This window comes from Paenibacillus sp. FSL E2-0178 (assembly GCF_038593005.1).
Lineage (GTDB): Bacteria > Bacillota > Bacilli > Paenibacillales > Paenibacillaceae > Paenibacillus_AQ > Paenibacillus_AQ phytohabitans.
In genome coordinates this window covers 1,591,796-1,616,481 of sequence record NZ_CP151953.1, presented here as the reverse complement: position 1 = coordinate 1,616,481, position 24,686 = coordinate 1,591,796, and the positions used below count along the sequence as shown (strand labels likewise).

Below are 24,686 nucleotides of genomic sequence, written 5' to 3'. Positions count from 1 at the left end.
TTTATACACTTGCTGATAAACAAATATCCCTTACTGCAACTGTAGTTGGATAAACAGCACTTAATTCATTGCAATTCACCTTAAATGGAGAATACAGCTAAATTAGATGCTCTTTTTCCACTTGCTTGTCTGCAAACGCCGGAATCCGCTTAATTAAGATACGTTTTTCCACTTGTTTGCTGACGAGGGGGCTTGGTTGGATAGGAGCAGGCAGGTTGGCGATGAAGGGGGGCTTGGTTGGATAGGAGCAGGCAGGTTGGCGATGAAGGGGCGCTTGGTTGGATAGGAGCAGGCAGGTTGGCGAGGAAGGAGCGCTATAGGTTGGATAGGAGTAAGCAGGTTTGTGATGAGGGAGCGCTAGGTTGGATAGGAGTAGGCAGGTTGGCGATGAGGGGGCGATTGGTTGGATAGGAGTAGGCAGGTTGGCGATGAGGGGGCGATTGGTTGGATAGGAATAGGCAGGTCGGGGATGAGATGGTGCTAGGTTGGATAGGAGTAGGCAGGTTGGCGATGAGGGGGAGATTGGCTGGATAGGAGTAGGCGGGTTGGCCGAAGAGGGGCCAGGTTGGCTGGATAGGAGTAGGCGGGTTAGCCGACGAGGGGCTCAATTGGCCGGAGAAGTTGGCTTATAAATATTTAAGCGCGAAAAAGGCAACCCCAAGCCATTTACATGGCTCCGGGGCTGCCTTTTCTTTTATACCTGCGCCTTACCGGTCAGTGCTTATTTATTCGCAATCGCATCGGCACGCATTTTAACGATTTTGTCTGCTCTTTCTTTATCTACAGCAAAGACATCATTCCAGCCGAGACCTTCGACATCGCTCTTGAGCTTCGTCCAGAGCTGATCGAATTCGGCCTGATCCTTGGCGAAGATCATTTTCCAGGAGGTGTTCTTCACATAATCCGAGATCTGGCTGCGTTTGTTCTTAACATCCGAAGAATCGGAGCCGAGGCTTGTGTTAATGTTAGGTACGATATCGATCATGTTGTTCTTCTGATAGTATTCGGTAGGAGTGATCGCGTCATAGATTTTCTGCCAGTCTGTAGTCAGCGCTGTTTGGTTGGCTTCAATGGTGGAAGCCCAATAGGTGTTGTTGTAGAACTCCTTGGTTTCCGGGTCGACTACGAAATCACTCATAATCATCGAGTTCACCTTACTCTGGCCATCCTGATAACCGCCGCCGCCGTACTCATCAGGTACAGGGGTGTTTTCCTGGAATGCCGTTTGGCCTACTTCCGTCAGCTTGAATTTGCCGTCAGGCGTTTTTTCATAGTTGAAGCCTTCAAAGCCGTTGGTGTAGTAGCGCAGACCTTCAGGGGAAGACATCCAGTCCATCAGTTCCATGATTCTTTCCGGTTCTTTCGCTTTGGAGCCGATGGCAAAGACTCTTCCGTTCCCGAAGTAAGCATCACTGTTCTGGATCAGATGGGTGTCCGCAATCGGAACCGCAACGTTGCCGTTGCCCTGGTTGCCTCTTTCAATCGTGTTGTAGAAGCCTCTCTGCCAGGAGTACCACAGGAGAAGAACCTGTTTGTTGGTCAGCTTTTCGGACACCTTGTTCCAGTCCTGGGAAGGGGAGTCCGGGTCGACGAGGCCCATTTTGTTAGCGTCATAATAGAACTGCAGAATCTTCTTGTACATACTGTTGTCGTCTACGATCGGAACGATATCGCCTTTGGCATTCAGTTGAATGGTTGTAGTCCCGTTCGGCTGCTCGTAACCATACCAGTTGCTGAGCCAGCGGACATTCTCCATGCTTCCGCCGTCCCAGTCCTTCCACAGCGTGATCGGAACAATAGGCTTGCCGTCCGGAGTCTTCGGATATTTGGCCTGTATGTCCTTCAGGGCGGTCATCAGATCGTTCAGATTGTTCAGCTTCGGCGCGCCGATTCCCTTGTAATAGTCCCAAGGCAGAATCGGGCTGGAGTATGGCAGCTCTTCCGAGAAGGTGGTTGGCGAAGTATCGGCGGTGAAGGCGGGCAGGGCATAGATTTTACCGTCCGGATTCTGCTTCTCGAAGGCAACATTGAACGGCTTGAAGTGATTGTCTACATATTTGGACAGATGCTCTGTATTCTTGATCAAGTCCGTAAGATCCATAATCATTCCCGCCGGAATCAATTCTTCGAGCTGGCTGTTCTCAATAATCAGAAGGTCCCCGAGGTCTCCGGATGCCGAACGGGTTTTGTACAGCTGATCACCGGCCACCTGCGGAGCCAGAATGTTCAGCGTGATATTGAACTTGTCTTTCAGCAGTTTACCGTACCACCCGGTCTGCTCGCCCTGGTAGTTAGCTGCGTTGTCGAATACCGTAATGGTTAGAGGTTTGCTGTGATCAATGCCGCCAGTGTCCGGAACGGATGACTCTGCAGGTGCTCCGGGTTCGGCTGTTCCTGCCGTCCCTGCTGCAGGTCCTCCATTGTTGGAATTGCCGCTGCAACCACTTAGAGCCGTTGTTACCAGAAGAATGGTCGTCCCGAGTAACAGTGCGGATTTTCTTCCCAGCTTAATGTGTGTTCTCATGTGTAGCCCCCCGAATGATTAATGTATCATAATGGCGCAGGACTATTAGCCTTTGACTGCCCCAATTATAATTCCTTTGACAAAAAATCTCTGGAAGATCGGATAGACCAGCAGAATAGGTGCGACTACGATAATGGTAACCGTCATGCGGATGGAGGTAGAGGTCTGCTTGGTCGCCAGCGTTGCCATCGCCGTTGATCCGGCGTTCTGCAGATTGACCATAGTGGACAAGGAGCTTGCCTGATTGATGTAGTTATACAGAATGAACTGCAAGCTGTACAATTTGCTGTCCGTCACCAGCAGCAGCGTGTCCTGGAAGGAGTTCCATTGGTTGACTGCCGAGAAGATGGCAACGGTTGCAAGGATCGGCTTGCTGATCGGCAGAATGATTTTGTAGAAAATCGTGAAGATCCCGGCACCGTCAATGCTGGCCGCCTGCTGCAGCTCTTTGGGCGTAGCTTCCACGAAGGTTTTGACCAGGATGATGAAGAATGGGGCTACCACGGACGGAAGAATATACGCCAGGAAATTGTCGGTCAGATGCAGGGTTCTCATGGTCAGATACCACGGGATGATCCCGGCATTGAAGAACATCGTAATGATGGTGAAGCGGTACCAGAATTTCTTGCCCCACATATCCTCCTGCGCGAACATGAATCCCAGGAAGGCAGAAGCGCCGACAGTGAGAAGGGTACCTATTACCGTTCTGGCCAGCGAAATGACAAAGGCATTGCCGAGGCCCGGTATTTTGAATACATCGACATAGTTCTGGAAATGAATCCCCTTAGGCCAGAAGATAATCTCACCCTTGGCACTGAGATCGTTCGCGCTGATGGTATTGATAATGATCGAATAGAACGGATAGACACAAATGAAGGCGAAGAGGGAGAACAGGATATAGATGACGGTGGAAATGATTTTGTCGGTGGCGCTGACCTGCATTTTGACCGTTTTGGAGATGTCTATATCCCGGCGGTTTGGCGTAAGACCCGTCTGGCTGTCACTCATACGATGCCCTCTCCTCTCAACAATTTGGATAGTCCGTTTACCGAAAAGAGAAGCACCACACTAATCAGGCTCTTCAGCATACTGATGGCAACGGAGACGGAATAACTGCCGCCGCCCATGGCGAGGTTATACACATATAGATCCAAGACCTGAATAGTGTCCTTGTTAAACGCATTCTGGAAGACAAAATATTGCTCCAGTCCATTGTTCAGGAAGCTTGCAATCTGGAGCATCAGCAGCACGAAGTAGGTCGGCATCATGCTTGGCAATACGACATGCCGGATCACCTGCATCCGGGTTGCACCGTCCACATAAGCCGCTTCATACAGCGACTCGTCAATGCCCATGATGGCGGCGATATATAGGATCGCTGACCAGCCGAGTGTCTTCCAGGTAGCCCAGAACCACATGGTAAGCCAGACATGATCCGAGCTCTGAAGGAAAAGGACCGGAGAATCAGATAGCCCCGTCATGTGGAGGAAGCCGTTGACCATACCTTCACTGGAGAACATGGAGAAGGCCAGGGAGTAGACGAGGACCCAACTGATAAAGTTCGGCAGCGTGGTTACGGTCTGAATGAATTTACGGAACCGGACAGCCTTGATCTCGGTCAGGAAGATGGCGAAGATCATCGGGAGCCAGGAGAAGAGAATGCCCAGACCGCTAATGCCGAAGGTGTTCTTGATGACCTGGAGCAACTGGTCGACCTTCACCTGATTCTCAACCAGAGAGTGGAACCACTTCAAGCCGACAAACGGCGATTGGGACAACGGAATAGGCGGGGTATAGTCAAAAAAGGCATATACCCATCCGTAGAGCGGGTAATACGCAAAGACAGCAAGTAAAACCATAAAGGGCGAAATGTAAAGGAATTTCCGGAAAGAATTGCTTCTAATGCTCTGGCTGCGCATCGTTTCACTCCTCTTCGTATTCTCTTTGTATAATTGCCTCGTTGAAGCTTTCCAGATCTGCTATTCCTGGTAGTGTAAGTCTGCCGGTCATCCCCCTTTTTCAAAAGCAATTTCAACGGCCCCGAGGAGTGCGCTGTTCGTTGTTTCCCCTATTGTTTCCCCTAACCCTTCTATATTGATAACGCTTTCATATATGAAATCTATAATAAATTATCATCTACCTACTAACAATGACCGATCCTCACCACTTATTGATCTATTATGAGGTGAAATCCGGATGGGATCATGAGCATGCCCTCTCCGCAAAAGAAGTGGAAAAAGGACACTTAATTTTCTCGAATGATTCGATCTAAGATCATTAGGTGGAAAAAGTACATCTAATTAATTCAATATCCTGGTTTATGGCATAAACAGGATAATTAAGTGCTGTTTTTCCACTTGCTGCCGGACAGTAGCGTTACATCACATAATTAGTTGTACAATTTCCACTTACGTCCCATGTATGCCTGTTCTGCAATCCGTTGATTTCCATGCTTAACAAAAGCAACATTCGTCGATATGAAAGCAACGTCAAGCTATAGATTACAAGGGTCGTGTGTGATTAAATACATAAAGAATACAGCATTTGCTCTGGGACCTACATTTGGAATGATGCGAAAGGATGAATACGAATTATGGACAAACAACAACAGCTCGGCTTGACGCCTCCGATGGGCTGGAATTCATGGAACACCTTCACTTGGGATATTAACGAGCAACTGATCCGGGAAGCCGCCGATACTCTGGTGGCAGACGGCTACAAGGATGCGGGATATGATTACATTGTCATCGACGACTGCTGGAGCCTGAAAGAACGGGACAAGGATGGTAAGCTGGTCGCCGATCCGGTTAAATTCCCGAGCGGAATGAAGGCGCTTGCAGATTATATTCATTCCAAGGGACTGAAGTTCGGCATGTACTCTTGTGTAGGCACACATACCTGCGCCGGGTATCCGGGGAGCTTCGAGCATGAATTTCAGGATGCGGAATCGCTGGCCGAATGGGGCGTGGATTTTCTTAAGTATGACTATTGCTACAAGCCCAGACATATGTCGGGAGAGCTGCTGTACAAGCGGATGAGCTTGGCGCTTAAAAACTGCGGAAGAGACATTCTGTTCTCCGCGTGCAACTGGGGCGAGGACAACGTCTATCAGTGGATTCGTGAATCCGGCGCGCATATGTACCGTTCTACCGGAGATATCCAGGACAGCTGGGAATCCATCAAGACCCTGGCTCTGTCGCAGCTGGATAAAGCCGCCTACACCGGCGCCTACTGCCATAACGATCTGGATATGCTGGTAGTCGGCATGTACGGAGGCAGCAACAGCGACTTCATCGGCAGTCAGATCGGAGGCTGCACGGATGTGGAGTACAAGACCCACTTCTCACTATGGAGCCTGCTGGGTTCTCCGCTGATGATTGGCAGCGATATCCGCAAAGCTAATGAGGCCACCAGAAATATTCTGCTGAACCCGGATCTGATCGCGATCAATCAGGATGTGGAGAGCCGCGGGGCTTACCGCATCAAGCCGGAACCTCAGTGGTTCCATGCAGATGATGTATTCATGTTGGTCAAGGTATTGTCGGACGGAGACCTTGCGATCGGCTTCTTCAACCTGAGCGATGGACAGAGAGAGATGTCGCTGCAATTCTGGGATTTCGGACTTCCGTATGCCTCCGGCAAATCGCTGTCCCTGTATGACTGTTGGGAGCATAAAGAGCTTGGCGTATTCAGAGAAAGATATGCTCCGGTCGTTGCAGCCCATGATTGTCTGATTGTGCGGGCTAAATTGGTGTAGAGAAGAGAAGAGTGTGAACATGAATAGAACATGCAGACAATGCGGTGTTCCCCTGATGACGGATGATGTGGCGATTTACCTGAAGCTGGTCACGCGCAATGCCCAGGATTTCCTGTGTATCGATTGTCTTGGAGAGCAGCTGAAGTGCGGGCGCGAGCCGATTGAGCGGCTGATCAAATACTTCAGGGAGTCGGGGAAATGTGTGTTGTTCCGTTAAAACGCGTTACCTCCGCTGCTGCATTATATAGTGATGGAGTGTAAACAGAGACGTGGGAAGGGTAGGACAATGATAGAATACAGAACGGCTGCTCCGGATGAGCGTGTGGAAGTTTAAGCCTTTTGTGTAAGCGTAAGCCTGCAAGCCTTCTGTTATGGGGGGGCTTGCTTTTTTATATGACAACCCCGGGTTCGGCTGGGGTCTTATGTAATTAGTGGCGAGACGGGAGGGCGGACGGAGTTGGAAAAAAGGCTCTTAATTCTGCCCAAATGAGGGTCTGTGGGCATGCAGTTGGAAAAAGTACACTTAATTCCCCGGATCCTATGGATTCAGTAGAAGGCGGGCTGATTAAGTGTTGTTTTTCCAACTATTATTAATACTTGTACCTTTGCCGCCAAATTAGATGTACAAATTCCACTTGTATAAGTCCGCCGTGCTCCGAACTGTTTATCCCTGCTTGACGTACCTTCCAGGGGATACTCCGGCTATCTTCTTGAAGCTCCTGATGAAATTGGCATAATCGCTGAAGCCGGAAAGCTCACAGGCTTCGGCCACGGTCTTCCCTGCGGCCAGGTGGCTCATCGCCAGAGAGATGCGCTTGTCCAGAATGTAGGAGCGTATCGTAAGTCCTGTATGCTGCCTGAATTGCTGGCTTATATATTTGCCGCTGTAATGAAACTCCTGCTCCAGCTGCCCGGAACAGATAGATTCCGCCAGATGATCTTTGATGTAGGTCATCGTATTGCTGACCAGCTCCGGCATAAGATTCGCCGACCGGTATGTGGAAGACTGGTACAGGGTGTTGATGAACACAAGCAGCCGGATGGCATAAGACTCCGCCAGCAGATCCTGTCCATATGCCTCTGAGCGGAGGCAGGTAATCAATTTGCCGGCAAGACGGCAATACAGCACCGTTTGCTCCGGGGAGAGCCGGATCAGATTGTTCTGTCCGAAGGGATGGGATTCAAAACAGGATAACAGATTAGAGCGGTGGCTCGAAAGCCTCTCCAAGGCGGACCTCTTGATATTCAGACCGATCCGTTCATACATTTGATTGTCGATACAGATGCACCGGTGCATCTCGCTCGGGCTGATGATGATTAAATCGCCGGGGGCCAGCTTGTAGCAGGATTGCTCCAGATACATGTAGGCATTGCCTCTCAGGAACAGATAAATTTCGTAAGCATCATGGCGGTGATAAGGCAAGGACGGGTTGATCAGCTCCGAATCGGTTGCTTTATGAAAGCAGATCATTTCTTCTTTAATAGGTGTGAAAATATAGTTTGTATCCAGATTCATGGCATCCTCCCTTTAGTTGTATTTAATGTAACTATTGCTATTCGCGCAATATAATAGCGTTTAATTGCAAGGATTATACAGAAGATACTTATTATAATACAGTAAAAGGAAGCGCTTGCAAGTGCTGTAAGGAGTATGGACAAGCAGATGTGGTACAGCTAGCCGCTTCGGTCAGACAGGAGGTGATAAGAACAGGGTTTGGCGGAATTTACACGAAGAGGAGATGGGATAAATGATTTCACAGGTAAAAAAATCATTGTGTACCTTATTGGCAGGTGTAACGTTGCTGTCGGTAATGATGATTCCCGCACCGCCTAAAGTTTCAGCAGCGAGCGATGTGACCGTTAATTTGTCAGCCGAGAAGCAGGTGATCCGTGGCTTCGGAGGAATCAACCTCCCTGCCTGGATAGGGGATCTGACGGCAGCGCAAAGAGAGACCGCTTTCGGCAATGGTCCGAACCAGCTGGGATTCACTGTGCTGAGAATCTATGTGGATGATAATAGGAATAACTGGTACAAGGAATTAGATACGGCTAAGGCAGCTATTGCAAAGGGAGCTATTGTCTTTGCTTCGCCCTGGAATCCCCCAAGCGATATGACAGAGACCTTTAACCACGATGGAGATACCTCGGCCAAACGCCTCAGATATGACAAGTACGCTGCATATGCCCAGCATCTGAACGATTTCGTTACGTACATGAAGAATAATGGTGTAGAGCTTTATGCGATTTCTGTTCAGAATGAACCGGATTATGCACATACCTGGACGTGGTGGACTCCGGCAGAAATGCTAAAGTTCATGAAAGAAAATGCCGGATCGATCAATTGCCGGGTGATTGCCCCGGAATCCTTCTCCTACCTGAAAAACATGTCGGACCCTATTCTGAATGATTCCCAGGCGCTTGCCAATATGGATATTCTGGGTACGCATACGTATGGAACTTCATTTAACAACTTTTCTTATCCTCTTTTTAAGCAAAAAGGGGCGGGGAAAGAGCTTTGGATGACGGAAGTATATTATCCCAACAGTAATAATAACTCGGCCAACCTTTGGCCTGAAGCACTGGAGGTAGCCTATCATATGCATAATGCGATGACAGAGGCGGATTTCCAGGCTTATGTGTGGTGGTACATCCGCCGTCAATACGGTCCAATGAATGAGGATGGAACGATCAGCAAGCGCGGGGACAGCATGGCACAGTTCTCGAAATTCATCCGTCCAGGTTATGTAAGAGTGGATGCTACAAAGAATCCTAACACTAATGTCTATATCTCCGCATACAAAGGCGATAACAAAGCTGTTATTGTGGCCATTAATAAAGGTACTTCGGCTGTAAGCCAGAGCTTTGTCCTGCAGAATGGTACGGCCTCAAGCGCTTCAACATGGATCACGGACGCCAGCCGGAAGGTAGCCGCCGGGTCATCCTTTAATGTATCGAACGGTTCCTTTACAGCCCAGCTTCCGGCGCAAAGTGTGACGACCTTTGTAGCGGAACTCGGCAGCGGAAGCGGCATAGGCTCGGGAACCACTTATGAAGCTGAGACAGGCACCACATTGGCGAACGCTATAGCAGAGACCATCAACTCCGGCTACACCGGCAGCGGATACGTCAACTTTAACGGCGCAGCCGATGCCTCCATACAGTGGAACAGCGTATATTGTGCCGTTGCCGGGACCAAAAATCTGAAATTCCGCTACGCACTGGAGAGCGGTATAAGAAATCTGGATGTGTATGTGAACGGCAGCAAGGTCATCAGCAATACCGCCTTTGCCGCAACCGGCAGTTGGACAACCTGGGGAGAGAGCACAATTCAGGTTCCGATGAATATCGGAAACAATACGTTAAAAGTAGTGACGACAGGTACAGAAGGACCGAATGTAGACAGTATCAATGTGTCTGCCCAGTAGTGTGAAGCTTGTACCGGCTGACGAGCTTCATCAGTGTTAACGGATAATGTGCAGCTGAATAGCTATTGTTAAACATCTCTCCGCGAGCTGTTCCCGGTGCGTGAAAGCGCGCCGAGAGCAGCTCTTTCGTATGAATGCAACAGATAATAACTCATTATGGAGTTAGGGGCAATTCTCCCCCGCTGAATGACCCTCTATATTGCGACGGAGTGTACGAAGTTGCTTTTTTGAAGACCTTAGAGAAATACAGCGGGTCATGGTAGCCGACGGAATAGGATAAAGACTTTATAGATAACTGTGAATCGGCCAATAATGCACAGGCACGCCGAATCCTGAATGCGGTCAGATAACCGGAAATAGAGGTGCCCGTTTCTTTCTTGAACAGCCGGAACAAATAGCTGCGCTCAATTTTGACGAATTCCACTACATCCAGAACCGACAAGGAGGAATTCCAAAAGTTGGTTTCTATATATTCTTTTGCTGAAGAGACATAGTCCTTCTTGAGAAACGCTTGTTCACTGGGGTAGTACTCCATGTAATAGGACAATAACAGATGCAGCCCTGCCTCAGAACGTTCCCGTTCAAATGGCTCTATGCCGGCGGCCTTGACCTTGTGAAACAGAGGTTCTATATCCTGTGGAGGTGCCGCTGCAACCGGATGCTCCGGCGAAATATGAATCATCGACAACAGACGGGAGGCCTCAGTCCCGTTGAATTCAATCCAGAAATACTCCCAGGGGTCCTGCGGATCAGGGTAATAGTACACCTCCATATGCGGAAAAATAATGAAGCTCTCGCCGGTCTGCAACAGGAAGGTTGTCTGGCATGTCTTCAAATAGCCTCTCCCGCTTACAATATAATGCAGAGCATACACATCGCGGACGCCCGGTCCCCATTTGTGTAAATCGGGCGGTTTATATCCGTTTGCTTTAAACATCGGATTCTCGCTGAATCCGTATTCCAATGGCTTCATCGTCAGCACCTGTATCCTTTTAGCATCATAATACTAATAGGTTATAGCAAATTTATAAAGAAAGATATCTTATCGTTATCTTGCAAGTTGAACTAGAAAGAATTTAATAATATAATTGACTTAGTCAACTAATATATATATATATATATCAAGGAGGAAATATGCAGATAGTTAAAAGGTTAGACTCCACGCCCAAGATCATCCTGTTCATACTGGCCATTATTATTCTTGTTATCATTATTGCCGGTGTCATTGGTATTATCTACATGAACAATTATAAGAATCCCTGGGATAAGAAGCTTACAGAAGCAGGTATTACAGAGAAAACCTCTCAGGCGGGAGAGGTGAAGTTTAATTATGCCGAGGGACCGGACAATGGTCCGCCATTGCTTCTCCTACATGCCCAGCTGCTGGACTGGTATACTTACAGTGAAGCGCTGCCGGAGCTGTCCAAGAAATTCCATGTATTTGCCGTTGACTATCCGGGTCACGGGAAAACTGTAGTTCCAGATAATTATCCGATGACAGCCAATCAGATAGGAAGTGATCTGGCCACGTTCATAGATACGGTCATTCAGGAGCCGGCTTATGTCACGGGCAACTCATCGGGCGGATTATTGACAGCCTGGCTGGCTGCGAATGAACCTGAGCTCGTAAAGGCGATTGTGCTTGAAGATCCGCCGCTGTTCTCTGCGGAGTATCCAGCAATCAAACAGACGATTGCATACAAGTCATTTACAACCAGCTATAATGCGATACAGAATGGGTATAATAACGATTTTCTTATGTATTGGCTGAACGGCAGCAAAACCTTTTTCAAAAATAATGTGGGGCCATTTGCTGAACCTTTAATTGAATTTGCGGTAAATACCTACAGAAAAGCCAACCCTGGAGATCCGGTTGAAATTGTCTATCTGCCGCCGGTTGTACGGGAATTAATCAGAGGACTTAATTACTATGATCCGCTTTTCGGCAATGCTTTTTATAAAGGAACCTGGAATGAGGGCTTTGATCATTCGGAGGCTCTGGCAAAAATAAAGTGTCCGGCATTGCTTTTGCAGGCCAATTACACCATTACTGCAGAAGGCATACTGGATGGTGCAATGACCCAGGGGCAGGCGGAGCGGGCGGCTTCCTTAATTCCTGATGGTGAGTTCCAGCGGGTCGATTCTTCGCATGTTATTAACCTGGAGCATCCGGATCAATTTGCTGCAATTATTGAAGATTTCTTTTTAGGAGAATAAAACATATGGACATGGACAACACCCGAATCATAAGATCGTTTGGAATTCTAAACCGTACATTCTTAAGTTATATCTCCAAGTCCCTTATGCACAAGGATATTTCCTATTCAGACAGTATATTCTTAGTCAACATTGGCGGCAGGGAAGGGACTTCACAAGAGGAAATAGCCCATTCCCTGGCCATAGACAAGGCTGCTGTTGCACGGTCGGTGAAGAATATGGAGAGTAAGGGATACATTACTACCGTGCAGTCCCGGGCCGATAAAAGAGCGAAAGAACTGTACCTGACAGCGTCCGGCAAAGAACTGTATCAATTCATGCAGCAAATAAATGATCAGTGGGTTAGTCAGGTTATGCAGGATCTGGATTCTGATGAGGTGGAACGGTTCAATCAAACAATGGCTAAGATCAGTGAACGGGCCAAGAACGTTCATAAGAATTGATATCTTCATTATACCTTGGACTTCACATCATCCCCCGCTTTGCCTTCATGCACTTCAGATTATAGGTGCGGCCGTAGGCTTTGGCGTATCTGATCATTTGGTCAAGCATACGGGTGTCCTTCAGTTTGGTGAACGGGCAGGGATCGGGGGCGGTATTCACTTCCAGAATCCATGGGCTAAGCCGTCGGTCTAAGGCGAAATCTACGCCGATTTCATTCAGCGCCGGATAGGCAGAGCTTAACTGAATGGCAGACTTCACGCCAAGTTCGTTCATTTGCGTAATCAGAGCGCTGCGCTTCTTCAGGCTGGTGTGAACGCCAAGCAGTTCCTCGACCGGATATATGGTCCCGCCCTGACTTCCATTCGTAACCACCTTCTGCGGATGCGCGACGCGTCCTGCCGCTCCTGTAGCTTCCCACTTTCCCTGAGGATTGCGCTGCACCATTACGCGGATATCAAACGGCCGCCCGCCGTATGTCAGAAGACGGATACCCTTCTGTACTAAATAGGATTTCCCTCCGGTCTCCTCCATGATTGCTTGATATGCTTTGTCATAATCAGCGAATGTGCTCACCCGTGTACCTGCCTGATAGCGGTAGGTGCATTTTTGCGTCACGACAGAATCTCTCCCGCCAGAGCTGCCCCGGCTTGCAGGTGTCCTCTGTTCAACCCGGATAACCCCCTCGCCAAGTGAGCCGCAGCAGGGCTTAATATATACCATCTGGTATTTCTGCAGCATTGCAAGGAGAACACTCCGGCTCATTCTTCGTGTGTCCGGGATATGCCTCTTTAATTCCGGCTTCTCCGCCAGTACTCTTGTCTTCGTCAGTTTACTGGAAATACGGCTGATCTGCTTCTTCATCGTAACCCTCCGTCCGGTAGCTTATTATAGGCCATAGTACGGCAGAGAGCGGGCTTTTGATTGGGCAGACGTGATGGGCAGAACACACCGGGAGATTGCTACATATGTTATTGAAGGTGTGAATCCAAGGGGCTGCGGCATGCAGCCGGAGCAGGAGGCATCCATGATGCTGATGGACAATTGGCGGGATAAAGTACTTGAAGTCATCGGGCAGTTCCCCTGGTACAAGGGACTCATTAGCAGTGAGACTACGAACTACAGTCTGCAGAATCTTCCCCTGATAACCGCGGACATTCTTGAAACCCATTATTATAGCAGCTCACCCGATGCTTCACTCGCCGTATACCGGACATCGGGTACAAGTACAGGCCGGCGCAAGGCTATAGTCTACTCAGAAGAAGATGACGCCCATTATATCAATATCAAAACAAAGCTGTTCGGTGAGTTGATTGCAGGCAGCGGATGTACAAGGGCGCTGGCCGATATGGGAACCGGACATGCTGCGAATACGGCGCTGGCCATTTTCGAACGGCTGGGACTTGTCAGCAGCTCAATCCCCTTCGAGCTGCCGATAGAGCAGCATATCGAGCGGATTCAGGCATTTAAGCCCGACCTGCTGTATACGATGCCCTCTATCCTGGACCATATCGTATATGCTGCTGAAGATCCGCGTTCGCTCGGAATCCGCAAGATCATTCTGGTTGGTGAGATCGCTACAGTGGAGTGGCAGCAGAATATGGCCCGGCTGTTCGGCCTTGAGCCGCAGGACATTACCGATACGTACGGGTCTATTGAAATGGGCACCATCGCGTACTATTCGCATGATCTGGGCCGGTATATCTTTGCTGACGGAATTGTTGCGGAAGCCATCGGAACTGAGGCATTAGGGGAAGGGCTGGACCCTCTGGGAGTTGGCGAAGGCATCCTGGTGCTTACCTCAACTGTCCGCAGGCTGCTGCCCGCCATCCGTTTTGTTACCTATGATGTCGTAAGGGATTTCAGGACAGTGAAGATAGACGGGACGGAGAAGCAGAGCTTCGGTTCCATCGTCAAACGGGTGGGCCGCGAGCTGAAGCACGGGGAGAAGATCAGTATCTACGATATTGAACAGGTGGTCTACCGTCATCTCCAGGATGCAATGATCCGGGTCCAGGTCAGCAATAATGCATTAACTGTGTATATCCAGAGCAGATCTGCGGTTCCATCCGCAGTTCCGGCGATCAGGGAAGAAATCAGGGAATGCATTCCGGAAATTGGTCTGATGATCCGCAATCATCTGCTTGACGATATCGAGGTCATTCTGGCAGCAGACGGCGGGAAGCTCCAGACCGGACAGGTGAAGAACAAGAAGCTGTATTATCAGAAGGATGGAGTCAATGACAGGGCAGAGCTGAACCTGGACACCGGTATCTTGTCGGCCATCGGCAGGACGCCATTGATCAGGCTGGACCATCTGTTTCCGCGAGGCGGGTTCAGCGTCTACGCGAAGCTGGAGCTGATGAACCCGGGAGGAAGCGCGAAAGACCGTCCGGCACTGTGGATGATCCGGGAGGCTTGGAAGGAAGGGCTCATCGGGCCGGGTACAGTCATCATTGAATCAAGCTCGGGAAATATGGCGATCAGCCTGGCTATGATCTGCAAATATCTGGGGATGAGCTTCATCAGCGTTGTGGATTCCAGGACGACAGAGGTGAATCTTCAGATTCTGAAGGCCCTGGACGCAACCATCGATTATGTTGCCTGTCCCGATCCCGAAACAGGGGAATTTCTGCCGGCCAGACTGAAGCGAGTGCAGCAGCTGCTCGCGGAGGTACCGGGCAGCTACTGGCCGAACCAGTATGCGAACCCCAATAATTATCTGTCCCATTATCATACAACCATGAAAGAGATCGTGGCTGAGCTTGGACAGGTAGATTATCTGTTCTGCGCTGTCAGTACATGCGGGACGATCCGCGGGCTTGCAGAATACGTGAAGGACAACGGGCTGCAGACCCGGATTGTGGCTGTTGATGCAGCGGGCAGCGCAATTTTTGGCGGCAATCAGGAGAAACGGCGGTTCCCCGGCCTTGGTGCCGGTATTGTGCCGCCTTTTTGCAGAACAGATCTGATTGACCATATTGTGCATGTTACCGATTCCGATATGGTTCAGGGCTGCCGGGCGCTTGCGCGGAAGGAATCGGTTCTGGCCGGAGCGTCCTCCGGGGCAGTGCTTGCGGCCATCCGGCAGATGAAGCAGGAGCTCCCTCCCGGAGCTGTCTGCGCCGCTATTCTGCATGATAAGGGTGAACGTTATCTCGATACGGTATTCTCGGATTCCTGGGTTCAGAGCCAGTTCGGACTGCAGCTGCCGCCAGCAGATGAAGAGTTCCTAACTTGAACGCATAAGGAGGAGACAGGTTGCTGTACTTAAATGACCAGGATCTGCGGGCAGTGGGCCTGAATTGGGCTGCTCTTGCAGAATCAGCAGAAGCTGCGGTGCACCTCATCCATTCCGGTGATTATGTGCAGCCGGTAAAGCCCTACCTGAGGTACAAGAATCCCCGTAACCGGATCATTGCCATGCCGGCTTATGCCGGGGGGAATGTCAATACAGCCGGGATCAAATGGATTTCCAGCTTCCCTGACAATATCAGGTCGGGTCTTCCGCGTGCGCATAGTATCATCGTATTAAATGACCAGGGTACGGGCCAGCCCACAGCTATTCTGAACTCGCCGCTTCCCAGCATCGTCAGAACAGCTTCTGTCAGCGGGCTGATGATCCGTCATGTGCTGGAGTGCCGTTCAATGGAGCGGATTCAGCTTGGCATTATCGGCTGGGGGCCTATCGGGCAATATCATTGTCAGATGGCTATGGCTCTGTTCGGTGACCGGATTGAACGGATCCGTATCTACGATATACGGGGAGCAGACTTGTCAGGAATTCCATCTCCATACATGGAGCGGATGGAAGTGGCAGAGACGTGGGCGGATGTCTACTTGCATTCTAATATTCTCATCACCTGTACAGTGTCCGATCAGCGGTATATTGATATTCCCCCCGCCAAAGGCATGCTGCTGCTGAATGTTTCACTGCGTGATTACAAGCCGGAGGCGCTGGCTTCACTGAAAGCGATCATCGTCGACGACTGGGAGGAAGTATGCCGGGAGAATACGGATATCGAGCAGCTTCACCTGGAACAGGGGCTGACCCGTTCCGGAACACAGACGCTTGCCGATGTCGTCTGCCGCCGCAGTCTCAGTACATTCGCCGCCGATGATCCAATCCTCTTCTGTCCGATGGGCATGGCTGTTTTTGATATCGCTGTGGCGGTGCATTATGCTAAAAAGGCGAGAGAAATGGGGATTGGGACTGAGCTGGCTTAAACGGTGAATGTCCTGGATCTATGCATAATTTCGTCCCCTCCAGCAAATACCAACAGGAGGGGGATGGATGCCGCATGGAACAACAACAAACAGCCAAAGAGCATAATGAGCCAGAGAGATTGTATCCGGATCTTGCGTTCAACGTAGAACGGATGGAGCTGGAGTTTCTGGGCTGCTCTGATATTATGTACCGGAATTGCAGCATTGACGGGACCAACCGGGCAACACTGATCTATGTGGACGGGATGTGCGATACGCATGCCGTGGATGAATTTGTGCTGCAGCCGCTGCTGGAGCATTTCCGCAGAAGCACTAAGGTTAATGAAGGCAGAGAGGCAGAGCTGAAAGAGGTCTTTATTCCGACGCTGCAAATCCGCATAGTCTATGATACGAAGGAAGTCATCCAGGCCGTTCTGCGCGGGGAGACGGTCATTTTCACAGAGGGCAATGCATTTGCGATGGTGGCCAGCCTGATCAAGATGGAGAAACGTTCGATTGAGGAGGCTACCTCGGAGAAGGTTGTCCGCGGCCCGCGGGATGCATTCATGGAAACGCTGCGGACCAATACCTCGCTCCTCCGGCGGCGTATCCGCTCCTCCAAGCTGAAGCTGGAAAGTATGACACTCGGCAGTATCACGGAAACGGATATTGTAATCGGCTATATGGAGGGGATCGTCAAGGAGAGCCTGATCAAGGAAGTGAGAGCCCGTCTGCAAAAAATCCAAATTGACGGGATCATTCATTCCAGCAATATCGAAGAATACATTGAGGATAACGTATTCTCGCCTTTTCCGCAGATTCAGAATACCGAGCGGCCCGATGTGGCGGTCTCCAGCCTGCTGGAAGGCAAGGTTATTATTATTACGGACAACACGCCGTTTGTGCTCATCGTTCCAATGACCTATTGGTCCGGGCTGCAGGCTGTAGATGATTATACCGACAGATTTATGTATGCCTCCTTTGTGCGCTGGATCAGATATACCTTCGTCCATACTTCACTTTTATTGCCTTCCCTTTACGTGGCATTGACCACTTACCATCTGCAGGTCGTGCCTACACCGCTCGTGGTCAGTATTGCCTTTGCCAGAGAAGGCGTTCCACTTCCGGCAGTGTTTGAGGCTCTAATTATGGAGTTTATCTTCGAGGGTCTGCGTGAAGCGGGAATCAGGCTGCCCCAGCAGGTAGGGCCTGCGGTGAGTATTGCCGGAGCCCTTGTTATTGGACAAGCGGTAGTAGCTGCGGGAATCATATCTACACCCATGGTAATCATTGTATCTCTGACGGGGATCGCTTCTTTTGCTTTTCCGCTGTATAACCTGGGAGCTGCCTACCGGATGCTCCGGTTTCCTCTGCTCATTGCCGCCGGAATTCTCGGCTTCTATGGCATTGTATTGTTTCTGATTATGCTTTCGGTGCATATGGTGACGCTGAAGCCGTTTGGGATACCTTATATGGCGCCATATGCGCCGCTGTCCATGGAGAATCTGAATGATGTGCTTGTACGTGCACCCAAATATAAGATGCGCAGGCTGATGCCATGGCTGGCCAATGGCAAGACTGAGCGGTTCCCCAAACGCACCAAATAACCGGCAGGAAGGGACGGGGGCATATGTTCAGGAAAATAAGCTCTGTACTCCTCGCCTTATCCCTGATTCTGACCGGCTGCTGGGACCGTCAGGAATTGAACGACCAGGCGATTGTCCTGGGCTGGGGCATGGACTTGATGGAGAACGGAGAATATCTGGCTACGGCCAATCTTGTGCTGCCGCTGGTATCCAAATCAGGCGGTCAGGAAAGCGGAGGACAGAGCAGCACATCCGGGTTCATGACCGAAAGTGCCTTCGGCAAGAACAACAGGGATGCCGAACAGAATATGCAGAGAAAGCTTTCGCGGGTACTGTTTCCGGGACACCGGCGGAATATCTTCATCGGGGAGAAGCTGGCGGAGAAGGGGGTCTTCTCCATCATGGACGAGTATGGCCGAAGCCCGATGGTCCGCCCGCGGTCGAATATTTTTGTTGTCAAGGGCGGGACTGCGCAGGAGGCGATGAGCATTGCTTATCAGCTTGAAGCCAATCCGGCAATTGCCGTGCAGAAGATTCAGGAGAAAAGCGGGGCACCGATCAGCCGCTCACTGCTGGACTTCTTCATCATGGCCAATGGCACCGGTTGCGGCGTCATGCCTGCACTCTCGATTGAAACTCCGGAAGTAAATACGGACAAGAAGACACCGGAGGACAGCCCGCCGCAGACGACCTTAAGCTTATACGGGGCGGCTGTTTTTAATGAGAAGCTGAAGCTGGCGGGATATCTGAATTATGATGAATTCTGGGTCAGACTCTGGATTACGAACCGGCTGGCCTTCCGGAATTTCACTACAATTATCAACTCTATTGATGCAGACAAGCCGGGGGGAGCGGCAGCGGATGCCCTCTCTGGAGCAACCAGGGGCAAGACCGTGAGCATTAATGTGGACACCTTCAAGAGTCAAATTACACCGGTTATGACCGGAGCTCTGCCCAAATTCCGGATTCTGCTGGAGGGAAAGGGGTTCATTGAAGAGAATAATTCACCGCTGAACCTCTCCAGGCCGGACAATGTGCAAAAGGTCGAAGCCCGGATGAATCAATACCTTGAAGCAAGGATCAAGAAAGTCTTAACCAAAGTGCAGAAGGATTTCAAATGTGATATCTTCGGATTCGGAGATACGATTCATCACCGCCATCCTTATCAGTGGAAGAAGCTTGCTGCGGATTGGGACACGATCTTTCCGGATATTGATATGGACATTACGGTTAAGCTGGACCTCACCGGAACAGGCCTGACAGGACAATCGCTGCTGCCAACGAGAGACGGCGGTGAAGGGAAATGAAGATCAACAACCGGCAGCTGTTCTGGATGATCATGATGCTGGAAATCGGGATCAACCTGCTGATTTCGATGACAGCAACGATTCTTTATGCCAAGCAGGACGCCTGGATTTCCTACATTCTGGCTGGAGGCGCGGGTCTGGTCATTACCTATATTGCGTCCAAGCTCAGCTCCCGGTATCCCCGGCAGACTTTGATAGAGTACAGTGTGACTATTCTGGGAAAATGGGGCGGTAAGCTGATTGTCATTCCGTTCATTCTCCAATGGTTCTGGGTGATCAGTCTCATTCTGCGTGATGAATTCTTGTTCATACGCTTGAGTGTCCTCTATAAAACACCTGCCTGGGTAGTCATCGGAACGATGCTGGGCGTAGTTATATACACGGTCTATCATGGAGGCATTGAAGCCATCGGCAGAGTCAGTGAGCTGTGGGGGCCGATTCTGATGATTATTCTTGCGCTCACCTTTGCACTCACCATCAATAATCTCAACTGGCCTATGCTGCTGCCGGTCTATGCAGATACCGGACCCGGACCTATTATGCAAGGTGCTCTGGCGCCAGTCTCGCTGCTGGGCGAATCCGTTCTGCTCATGATGCTGTTCCCCTTTGTGGAGCATCCCGGCAAAGGAACCCGCAAGGCGGTGCTGCTGGGAGTGGCCTTATCCTCGGTAATGCTGCTGTTTGGCGTATTGTGGGTCATTATGACCTTCGGTCCGGCTGTAAGCGGACGGCTGCAATTTCCTTTTTTTGAGATGGTCAAGCTGGTCTATCTGATGGAGTTCATTCAGAATATGGATATATTTGTGATGGCGGTGTGGCTGGTCTGCATATTCGTCAAGCTGTCCATCTATATGTTCATTACCAGCTATGGCGTGGCCCAGTGGACCGGCAAGACCGGCAGCTGGAAAAAAATATCCCTGATCGTAGCCGCAGTCTCGTTCATCCTCACCATGCTGGTGATCATTCTGAATCCTCCGGCCGGGCTGCTGCTGAAGGGGGTATGGATCCGTTATGTGCTGCCTGTGAATATGATCGGAATTCCGCTATTCCTGTGGCTGGTTTCTGCTGTGAAAGCAAACTTTCATACAGATATCCGGCGCTAGTCTTACTGCGAAGAAGAGAAACGCAGTAAAATCCAATAAGATTGAACAAAGTCGCGAAATTTGCGACTTTTTTGTTTTATTTACGTATATGTATCTCTATATAGACTTAAATACGTAAAAAGGAGCGATGCATCTTGAATTTCATGAATGGGGATGGGAATAATCCGATCCCGGGACGCAAGCTTCCCGAGCTGAAACCGGGAATGTACAAGAAGATTGGATTAGGGGTAGCCGCTGCCGCTGTGTTGATTTATATTGGCGCAACTTCATTCTATACCGTGCAGGAGCAGGAACGTGCAGCTATCCTGACCTTCGGCAAATACACCAACGAGTCCTCGGCAGGACTTCATTTCAAATGGCCTTATCCAATACAGGAAGTGATAACGGTGCCTGCGGAGCTGACCCAGCGGATACATATCGGGTACCGCCAGGAGGCAGATGGAGCTGTAGCTGTTGAAGATGAGGCGATGATGATTACAGGCGATGAGAACATCGTATCTGCCGATGCTGTAGTACAGTGGAAGATCAGCAATGTCCGCAATTATCTGTATAACATTGATGACCCGGACAAATTTCTGCGTAACTCGGCCAGCTCCTCCATCCGTGCGGTCATTGGTTCCGAGAAGCTGGATTATGCTATTACAGACGGAAAGACGGTTATTCAGGATAAGGTCCGGGTGCTGCTCGTCGATCTGCAGAAGAAATACAACACCGGTATTCAGATCATTGATATCAAATTCCAGGATATTGAACCGCCGAGCGGCCAGGTAGAAGAAGCCTTCCGCGAGGTTACCAATGCCCGTGAAGAGAAGAACACGAAGATTAACAACGCCAAGAAATATGAGAACGATATCATCCCTAAGGCACGCGGTGAAGCGCAGGCGCTGATTGAGAGAGCCGAAGGCGAGAAGAAATCGCGTATCCTGAATGCGCAAGGCGATGTAGCCCAGTTTAACGCCATATTTGCCGAATATAGCAACAATAAGAGTGTAACCGAAAGCCGGTTGATTCTGGAGACACTGGAGACTATATTACCTAGCGCCAAAATCTTCATTACCAACTCGGATAGCGATACTGTGAATTATCTGCCGCTGAATGAGCTGATGCGCAGCACTCCGGTCAGCCCGTCAGCTTCGGCCACGCCGCAAGGAGGAGATACAGAGTGACAAGAAACCAGATCATCGGACTGATATCAACTATTGTTCTAGCTATTCTGCTTGCCGGCTCTTTGTATGTAGTAAAGGAGGGCGAATACAAGGTAGTCCTGCGCTTCGGTGAAGCGATGCGTACCGTTGAGGAGCCTGGACTGAGGCTGAAAATCCCTTTTATCGAGAATGTCTCAGCTCTCCCCAAGTATCAGATGACATACGAAAGCTCACCTACCAGCATTCTGACGAAGGACCAGAAGCCGATTGTGGTTGATAACTATACAGTCTGGAGAATTACCAATGCCTCGCAATTCCTGAGAACCGTACAATCGGTAGGCGGCGGGATTCAGCGTATTGATGAAGCGGTATATAACTCCGTGCGGCGCAAGCTGTCGGAAGTCAATTATGAGAATATTATCAGTGAAGACACCGGACGGGGCAATATTAACGATGAGATCACCAATGATGTCATTGCCGCCTTAACCCGTGATAATTACGGGATTGAAGTGATTGACGTACGGATCAAACGTACGGATTTGCCGGAGGAGAACAAACAAAGTGTGTACAACCGGATGATTTCGGACCGCCAGTCCATCGCTGCGCGTTATCTGTCCGAGGGTGACGAGGAATCCAAGAAAATCACCTCCAAGGCCGACCGTTCCTCAAGAGAGCTGATGGCCCAGGCCGAAGCCGATTCTAAGAAAATCATCGCTGAAGGAGAAGGGGAAGCCGCCAGGATCTATAACCAGGCCTATGGAAAGTCTCCCGAGTTCTATAGCTTCTATCGTACGCTGGAGAGTTATGTGACCACGCTGAAGAATGAGCCGGTTATCATGATGCCGATTGACTCGCCATATGCCAAAATATTGATGGGGCAATAACCTCATCTGATCTATTGGCGGAATGTAAATATGAGAGGCCCATGCGCAAACCGCATGGGCCTCTTTGATATGCTGCTGAGTGTATTCACCTATTTTTATTCACAACCTACGCCGTCACCATCCCGATCCAGTTTGCGCGAGTATCCTGGCTCTCCGGCGCGAATAGGATCAGCTCCTGCTGCCCGAACAGCATCACAATTCTTGTAATACACATCCTGGACAGGTGCTTTAGTGGCCGCAGGTTTTTTGGTGGCCTTGGGTTTTGTTGTGGTAACAGGTTTGTTGGTAGCCTTGGGCTTGGTTGTGGTGACGGGTTTGTTGGTGGCTTTGGGTTTGGTTGTGGTAACGGGTTTCTTAGTTGGAACAGGTTTCTGTGTTGGAATGGAGGCAAGTGTATTTCTTGAGACACCCGGCTCCTCTGTTGCAACAGACTTCGTAGTGGCCGCAGGAGCTGGTGAAGGTGAAGGGGCTGCGGCGCTTAAAGTCTGATCTTCGGTTTTGGGAATAATAACGATTGCAATAATGAAACAAAGGAGCAGCTGAATACCTGCGTACTTTGAAACCTTCTTCCGGTTACGGTTATCCTCATCCCCCCACCAGATCACTTTCTGAGGGAAGATCATTCCGAATAACCAGACAGGGATGGCGGCGAGGGCAAGGAAAAGGAAGTTGAAGGCGATTACTACAAGGAAAGGGAAGGATAATAGCAGGAGGATTTCAAACAAAATAACAACTGCACTAATGATGAGAGCTTTTTTTAAACGTGACATAATAAACCCCTTTAATGTATTAGTTGACTCCAATTAGTTTAACAATTAAAGGAAGTTTTTTCTATATAAAAAGACTCCATCTTTCGACAAAAATGCAAACGATTTTGGGGGTTATTTTGATAGAGAATTACACGAATGTCCATGCTATACTGATGGGGTGTCTTCAACTATCCCTCATTATAGAATCAAAAGGGGATATCACTTATTTTGTAAGGGGTATGTTATGCTTGTTAATTTGCTCATCAATTTTTCATTGCTTACTACGTTTATCTTTTTCGGGGATATGATATTGGCCCTCTTAAAAGGAAAGCGGGCGTTCTCCAAGCTTCAATTACATGCTTTATACGGAATCGGGTTTGGACTGTTTGGCATTGTTCAGCTGTATTTTGCTTTTCCTTTAGGCGATGGCACCATTATAGACTTCCGGCAAGTCTCGATCCTGGCAGCCACATATCTTGGCGGGCCTGTTACGGGGATGATTACGACAAGTTTAATTGCTTTGTTCCGGCTTTTTTTCCTTGGTGAAATTAATGAAGCGACCCTATTAGGTGTTGTAAATATTGCGATTACTTTTCTAGTGGGCGTTTTTGCTTTTTCGCTTAAAATCCCCGCATTTTACCGGTGGCTGGTTGCAGCTTGCGGGATGGTCATACTCTCCACCTGTATCCTGCTTCCGCTGGTGGGCTGGACTAACATAGGCACGATTCTTTTATTTGACATGATCTGTTTCATGGCATGCCTGTTTAATTATCTGCTCATTAACCACCTGGAGAAATCCCATGACGCATTAGAAATGTTTAAAGAGGCGGCAGAGCGGGATTTCCTTACGGGACTCCATAATCCCCGGTCCTTTAATCTGATTTTCAAAAAAACGGCGGAAATAAGCGCGCTCCAGAATGAACCGTTCTCTCTGCTGTTAATAGATATCGATCATTTCAAGGTTGTTAATGATACATACGGGCATGCGGCCGGAGATGTGGTCCTGTCCAAACTCGCTGATATTCTCCAGTCCGGTATCCGTATACGCGATTATTGTGCGCGCAAAGGAGGGGAAGAGTTCGCGGTTCTGCTTCTGCGGTGTACGGCGGATAAGGGCATGACGGTTGCCGAGAAGCTGCGTTCCTCGGTTCAAGACAGCATCTTTGTACTTCCTGACCAGTCCCAGCTAAGGATAACGATTTCTGTAGGGGTTTCTTCTTTTCCGGAATCTGCCCCGGCAGAAATGCTGGAGAAAGCCGACGAAGCTCTATATGAGGCTAAAGGAAAAGGCAGAAACCAGGTATGCTATGCTGAAGCGCGTCTTACATAAACTCGGTGATCA

At 49.6% G+C, this 24,686-nt stretch carries 19 protein-coding genes and 1 pseudogene; 13 read left to right on the top strand and 7 right to left on the bottom strand.

The genetic code is table 11. The annotated features are described in order from the left end of the window. Positions 1-721 precede the first annotated feature (721 nt). From MHI42_RS07630 to MHI42_RS07620, 3 genes are read right to left on the bottom strand one after another with little or no spacing between them, the layout of a single operon-like run. Entirely contained in the window at positions 722-2,524 is a 1,803-nt protein-coding gene (locus tag MHI42_RS07630) for a hypothetical protein (protein ID WP_342423365.1), read from the bottom strand. Positions 2,525-2,569: 45 nt separating this feature from the next. Further along, complete coding sequence (locus MHI42_RS07625) at positions 2,570-3,532, bottom strand: carbohydrate ABC transporter permease (RefSeq protein ID WP_342423364.1); 963 nt, start codon at positions 3,530-3,532, stop codon at positions 2,570-2,572. Then, positions 3,529-4,383, bottom strand: coding sequence for an ABC transporter permease subunit (locus MHI42_RS07620; RefSeq protein WP_256703880.1), 855 nt, complete (start codon positions 4,381-4,383; stop codon positions 3,529-3,531). The genes MHI42_RS07625 and MHI42_RS07620 overlap by 4 nt, the downstream gene beginning before the upstream one ends. A 734-nt stretch (positions 4,384-5,117) precedes the next feature. Here MHI42_RS07620 and MHI42_RS07615 point away from each other — a divergent pair. Beyond that, the gene (locus MHI42_RS07615) at positions 5,118-6,281 is read left to right on the top strand and encodes a glycoside hydrolase family 27 protein (RefSeq protein ID WP_342423363.1); all 1,164 of its coding nucleotides are present in this window, start codon (positions 5,118-5,120) and stop codon (positions 6,279-6,281) included. 19 nt (positions 6,282-6,300) lie between these two features. Continuing rightward, the gene (locus MHI42_RS07610) at positions 6,301-6,498 is read left to right on the top strand and encodes a hypothetical protein (RefSeq protein ID WP_042135931.1); all 198 of its coding nucleotides are present in this window, start codon (positions 6,301-6,303) and stop codon (positions 6,496-6,498) included. Positions 6,499-6,945: 447 nt separating this feature from the next. Here MHI42_RS07610 and MHI42_RS07605 read toward each other — a convergent pair whose 3' ends face one another. Further along, positions 6,946-7,797 carry an AraC family transcriptional regulator gene (locus MHI42_RS07605; RefSeq protein WP_342423362.1) on the bottom strand — a complete coding sequence of 284 codons (852 nt, stop codon included), beginning with the start codon at positions 7,795-7,797 and terminating at the stop codon, positions 6,946-6,948. 232 nt (positions 7,798-8,029) lie between these two features. Here MHI42_RS07605 and MHI42_RS07600 point away from each other — a divergent pair, with 232 nt between their 5' ends. Beyond that, entirely contained in the window at positions 8,030-9,706 is a 1,677-nt protein-coding gene (locus MHI42_RS07600; RefSeq protein ID WP_342423361.1) for a carbohydrate-binding protein, read from the top strand. Between the two features lie 154 nt (positions 9,707-9,860). Here the strand turns inward: MHI42_RS07600 and MHI42_RS07595 are convergent, their stop codons facing one another. Next, the gene (locus tag MHI42_RS07595) at positions 9,861-10,679 is read right to left on the bottom strand and encodes an AraC family transcriptional regulator (protein ID WP_342423360.1); all 819 of its coding nucleotides are present in this window, start codon (positions 10,677-10,679) and stop codon (positions 9,861-9,863) included. A gap of 161 nt (positions 10,680-10,840) precedes the next feature. Here MHI42_RS07595 and MHI42_RS07590 point away from each other — a divergent pair, with 161 nt between their 5' ends. Together MHI42_RS07590 and MHI42_RS07585 are read left to right on the top strand one after the other, a co-directional pair. Continuing rightward, positions 10,841-11,923, top strand: a complete 1,083-nt coding sequence (locus MHI42_RS07590; RefSeq protein WP_342423359.1) for an alpha/beta hydrolase — start codon at positions 10,841-10,843, stop codon at positions 11,921-11,923. 5 nt (positions 11,924-11,928) lie between these two features. Next, the gene (locus MHI42_RS07585; RefSeq protein ID WP_342423358.1) at positions 11,929-12,366 is read left to right on the top strand and encodes a MarR family transcriptional regulator; all 438 of its coding nucleotides are present in this window, start codon (positions 11,929-11,931) and stop codon (positions 12,364-12,366) included. 22 nt (positions 12,367-12,388) lie between these two features. On the opposite strand, the gene MHI42_RS07580 is transcribed toward MHI42_RS07585, so the two are convergent. Further along, complete coding sequence (locus MHI42_RS07580; protein WP_342423357.1) at positions 12,389-13,228, bottom strand: YheC/YheD family protein; 840 nt, start codon at positions 13,226-13,228, stop codon at positions 12,389-12,391. 73 nt (positions 13,229-13,301) lie between these two features. Between MHI42_RS07580 and sbnA the strand changes: the two genes are divergently transcribed. The 7 genes from sbnA to MHI42_RS07545 all read left to right on the top strand — a co-directional run bounded on the left by sbnA (position 13,302) and on the right by MHI42_RS07545 (position 22,595). After that, a complete protein-coding gene (gene sbnA, locus MHI42_RS07575) occupies positions 13,302-15,605 on the top strand; it encodes a 2,3-diaminopropionate biosynthesis protein SbnA (RefSeq protein WP_342423356.1) in 2,304 nt (767 codons plus the stop codon). A 20-nt stretch (positions 15,606-15,625) separates the two neighbouring features. Then, the gene (locus tag MHI42_RS07570) at positions 15,626-16,591 is read left to right on the top strand and encodes a 2,3-diaminopropionate biosynthesis protein SbnB (RefSeq protein ID WP_342423355.1); all 966 of its coding nucleotides are present in this window, start codon (positions 15,626-15,628) and stop codon (positions 16,589-16,591) included. 74 nt (positions 16,592-16,665) lie between these two features. Then, positions 16,666-18,177, top strand: a complete 1,512-nt coding sequence (locus MHI42_RS07565; protein ID WP_340946674.1) for a spore germination protein — start codon at positions 16,666-16,668, stop codon at positions 18,175-18,177. A gap of 23 nt (positions 18,178-18,200) precedes the next feature. Next, the gene (locus MHI42_RS07560) at positions 18,201-19,463 is read left to right on the top strand and encodes a Ger(x)C family spore germination protein (RefSeq protein ID WP_342423354.1); all 1,263 of its coding nucleotides are present in this window, start codon (positions 18,201-18,203) and stop codon (positions 19,461-19,463) included. After that, a complete protein-coding gene (locus MHI42_RS07555) occupies positions 19,460-20,566 on the top strand; it encodes an endospore germination permease (protein ID WP_342423353.1) in 1,107 nt (368 codons plus the stop codon). Before MHI42_RS07560 ends, MHI42_RS07555 begins: the two co-directional genes overlap by 4 nt. Positions 20,567-20,709: 143 nt before the next feature. After that, positions 20,710-21,732, top strand: a complete 1,023-nt coding sequence (gene hflK / locus MHI42_RS07550) for an FtsH protease activity modulator HflK (protein ID WP_342424698.1) — start codon at positions 20,710-20,712, stop codon at positions 21,730-21,732. Further along, positions 21,729-22,595, top strand: coding sequence for an SPFH domain-containing protein (locus tag MHI42_RS07545; RefSeq protein ID WP_171718047.1), 867 nt, complete (start codon positions 21,729-21,731; stop codon positions 22,593-22,595). Before hflK ends, MHI42_RS07545 begins: the two co-directional genes overlap by 4 nt. A gap of 95 nt (positions 22,596-22,690) precedes the next feature. Here MHI42_RS07545 and MHI42_RS07540 read toward each other — a convergent pair. Beyond that, positions 22,691-22,804 (bottom strand): annotated as a pseudogene (locus MHI42_RS07540) (excalibur calcium-binding domain-containing protein); the annotation flags it as partial. Between the two features lie 850 nt (positions 22,805-23,654). On the opposite strand from MHI42_RS07540, the gene MHI42_RS07535 reads away from it, so the two are divergent. Then, positions 23,655-24,674 carry a diguanylate cyclase gene (locus MHI42_RS07535; RefSeq protein WP_342423352.1) on the top strand — a complete coding sequence of 340 codons (1,020 nt, stop codon included), beginning with the start codon at positions 23,655-23,657 and terminating at the stop codon, positions 24,672-24,674. Positions 24,675-24,686: the final 12 nt, after the last annotated feature.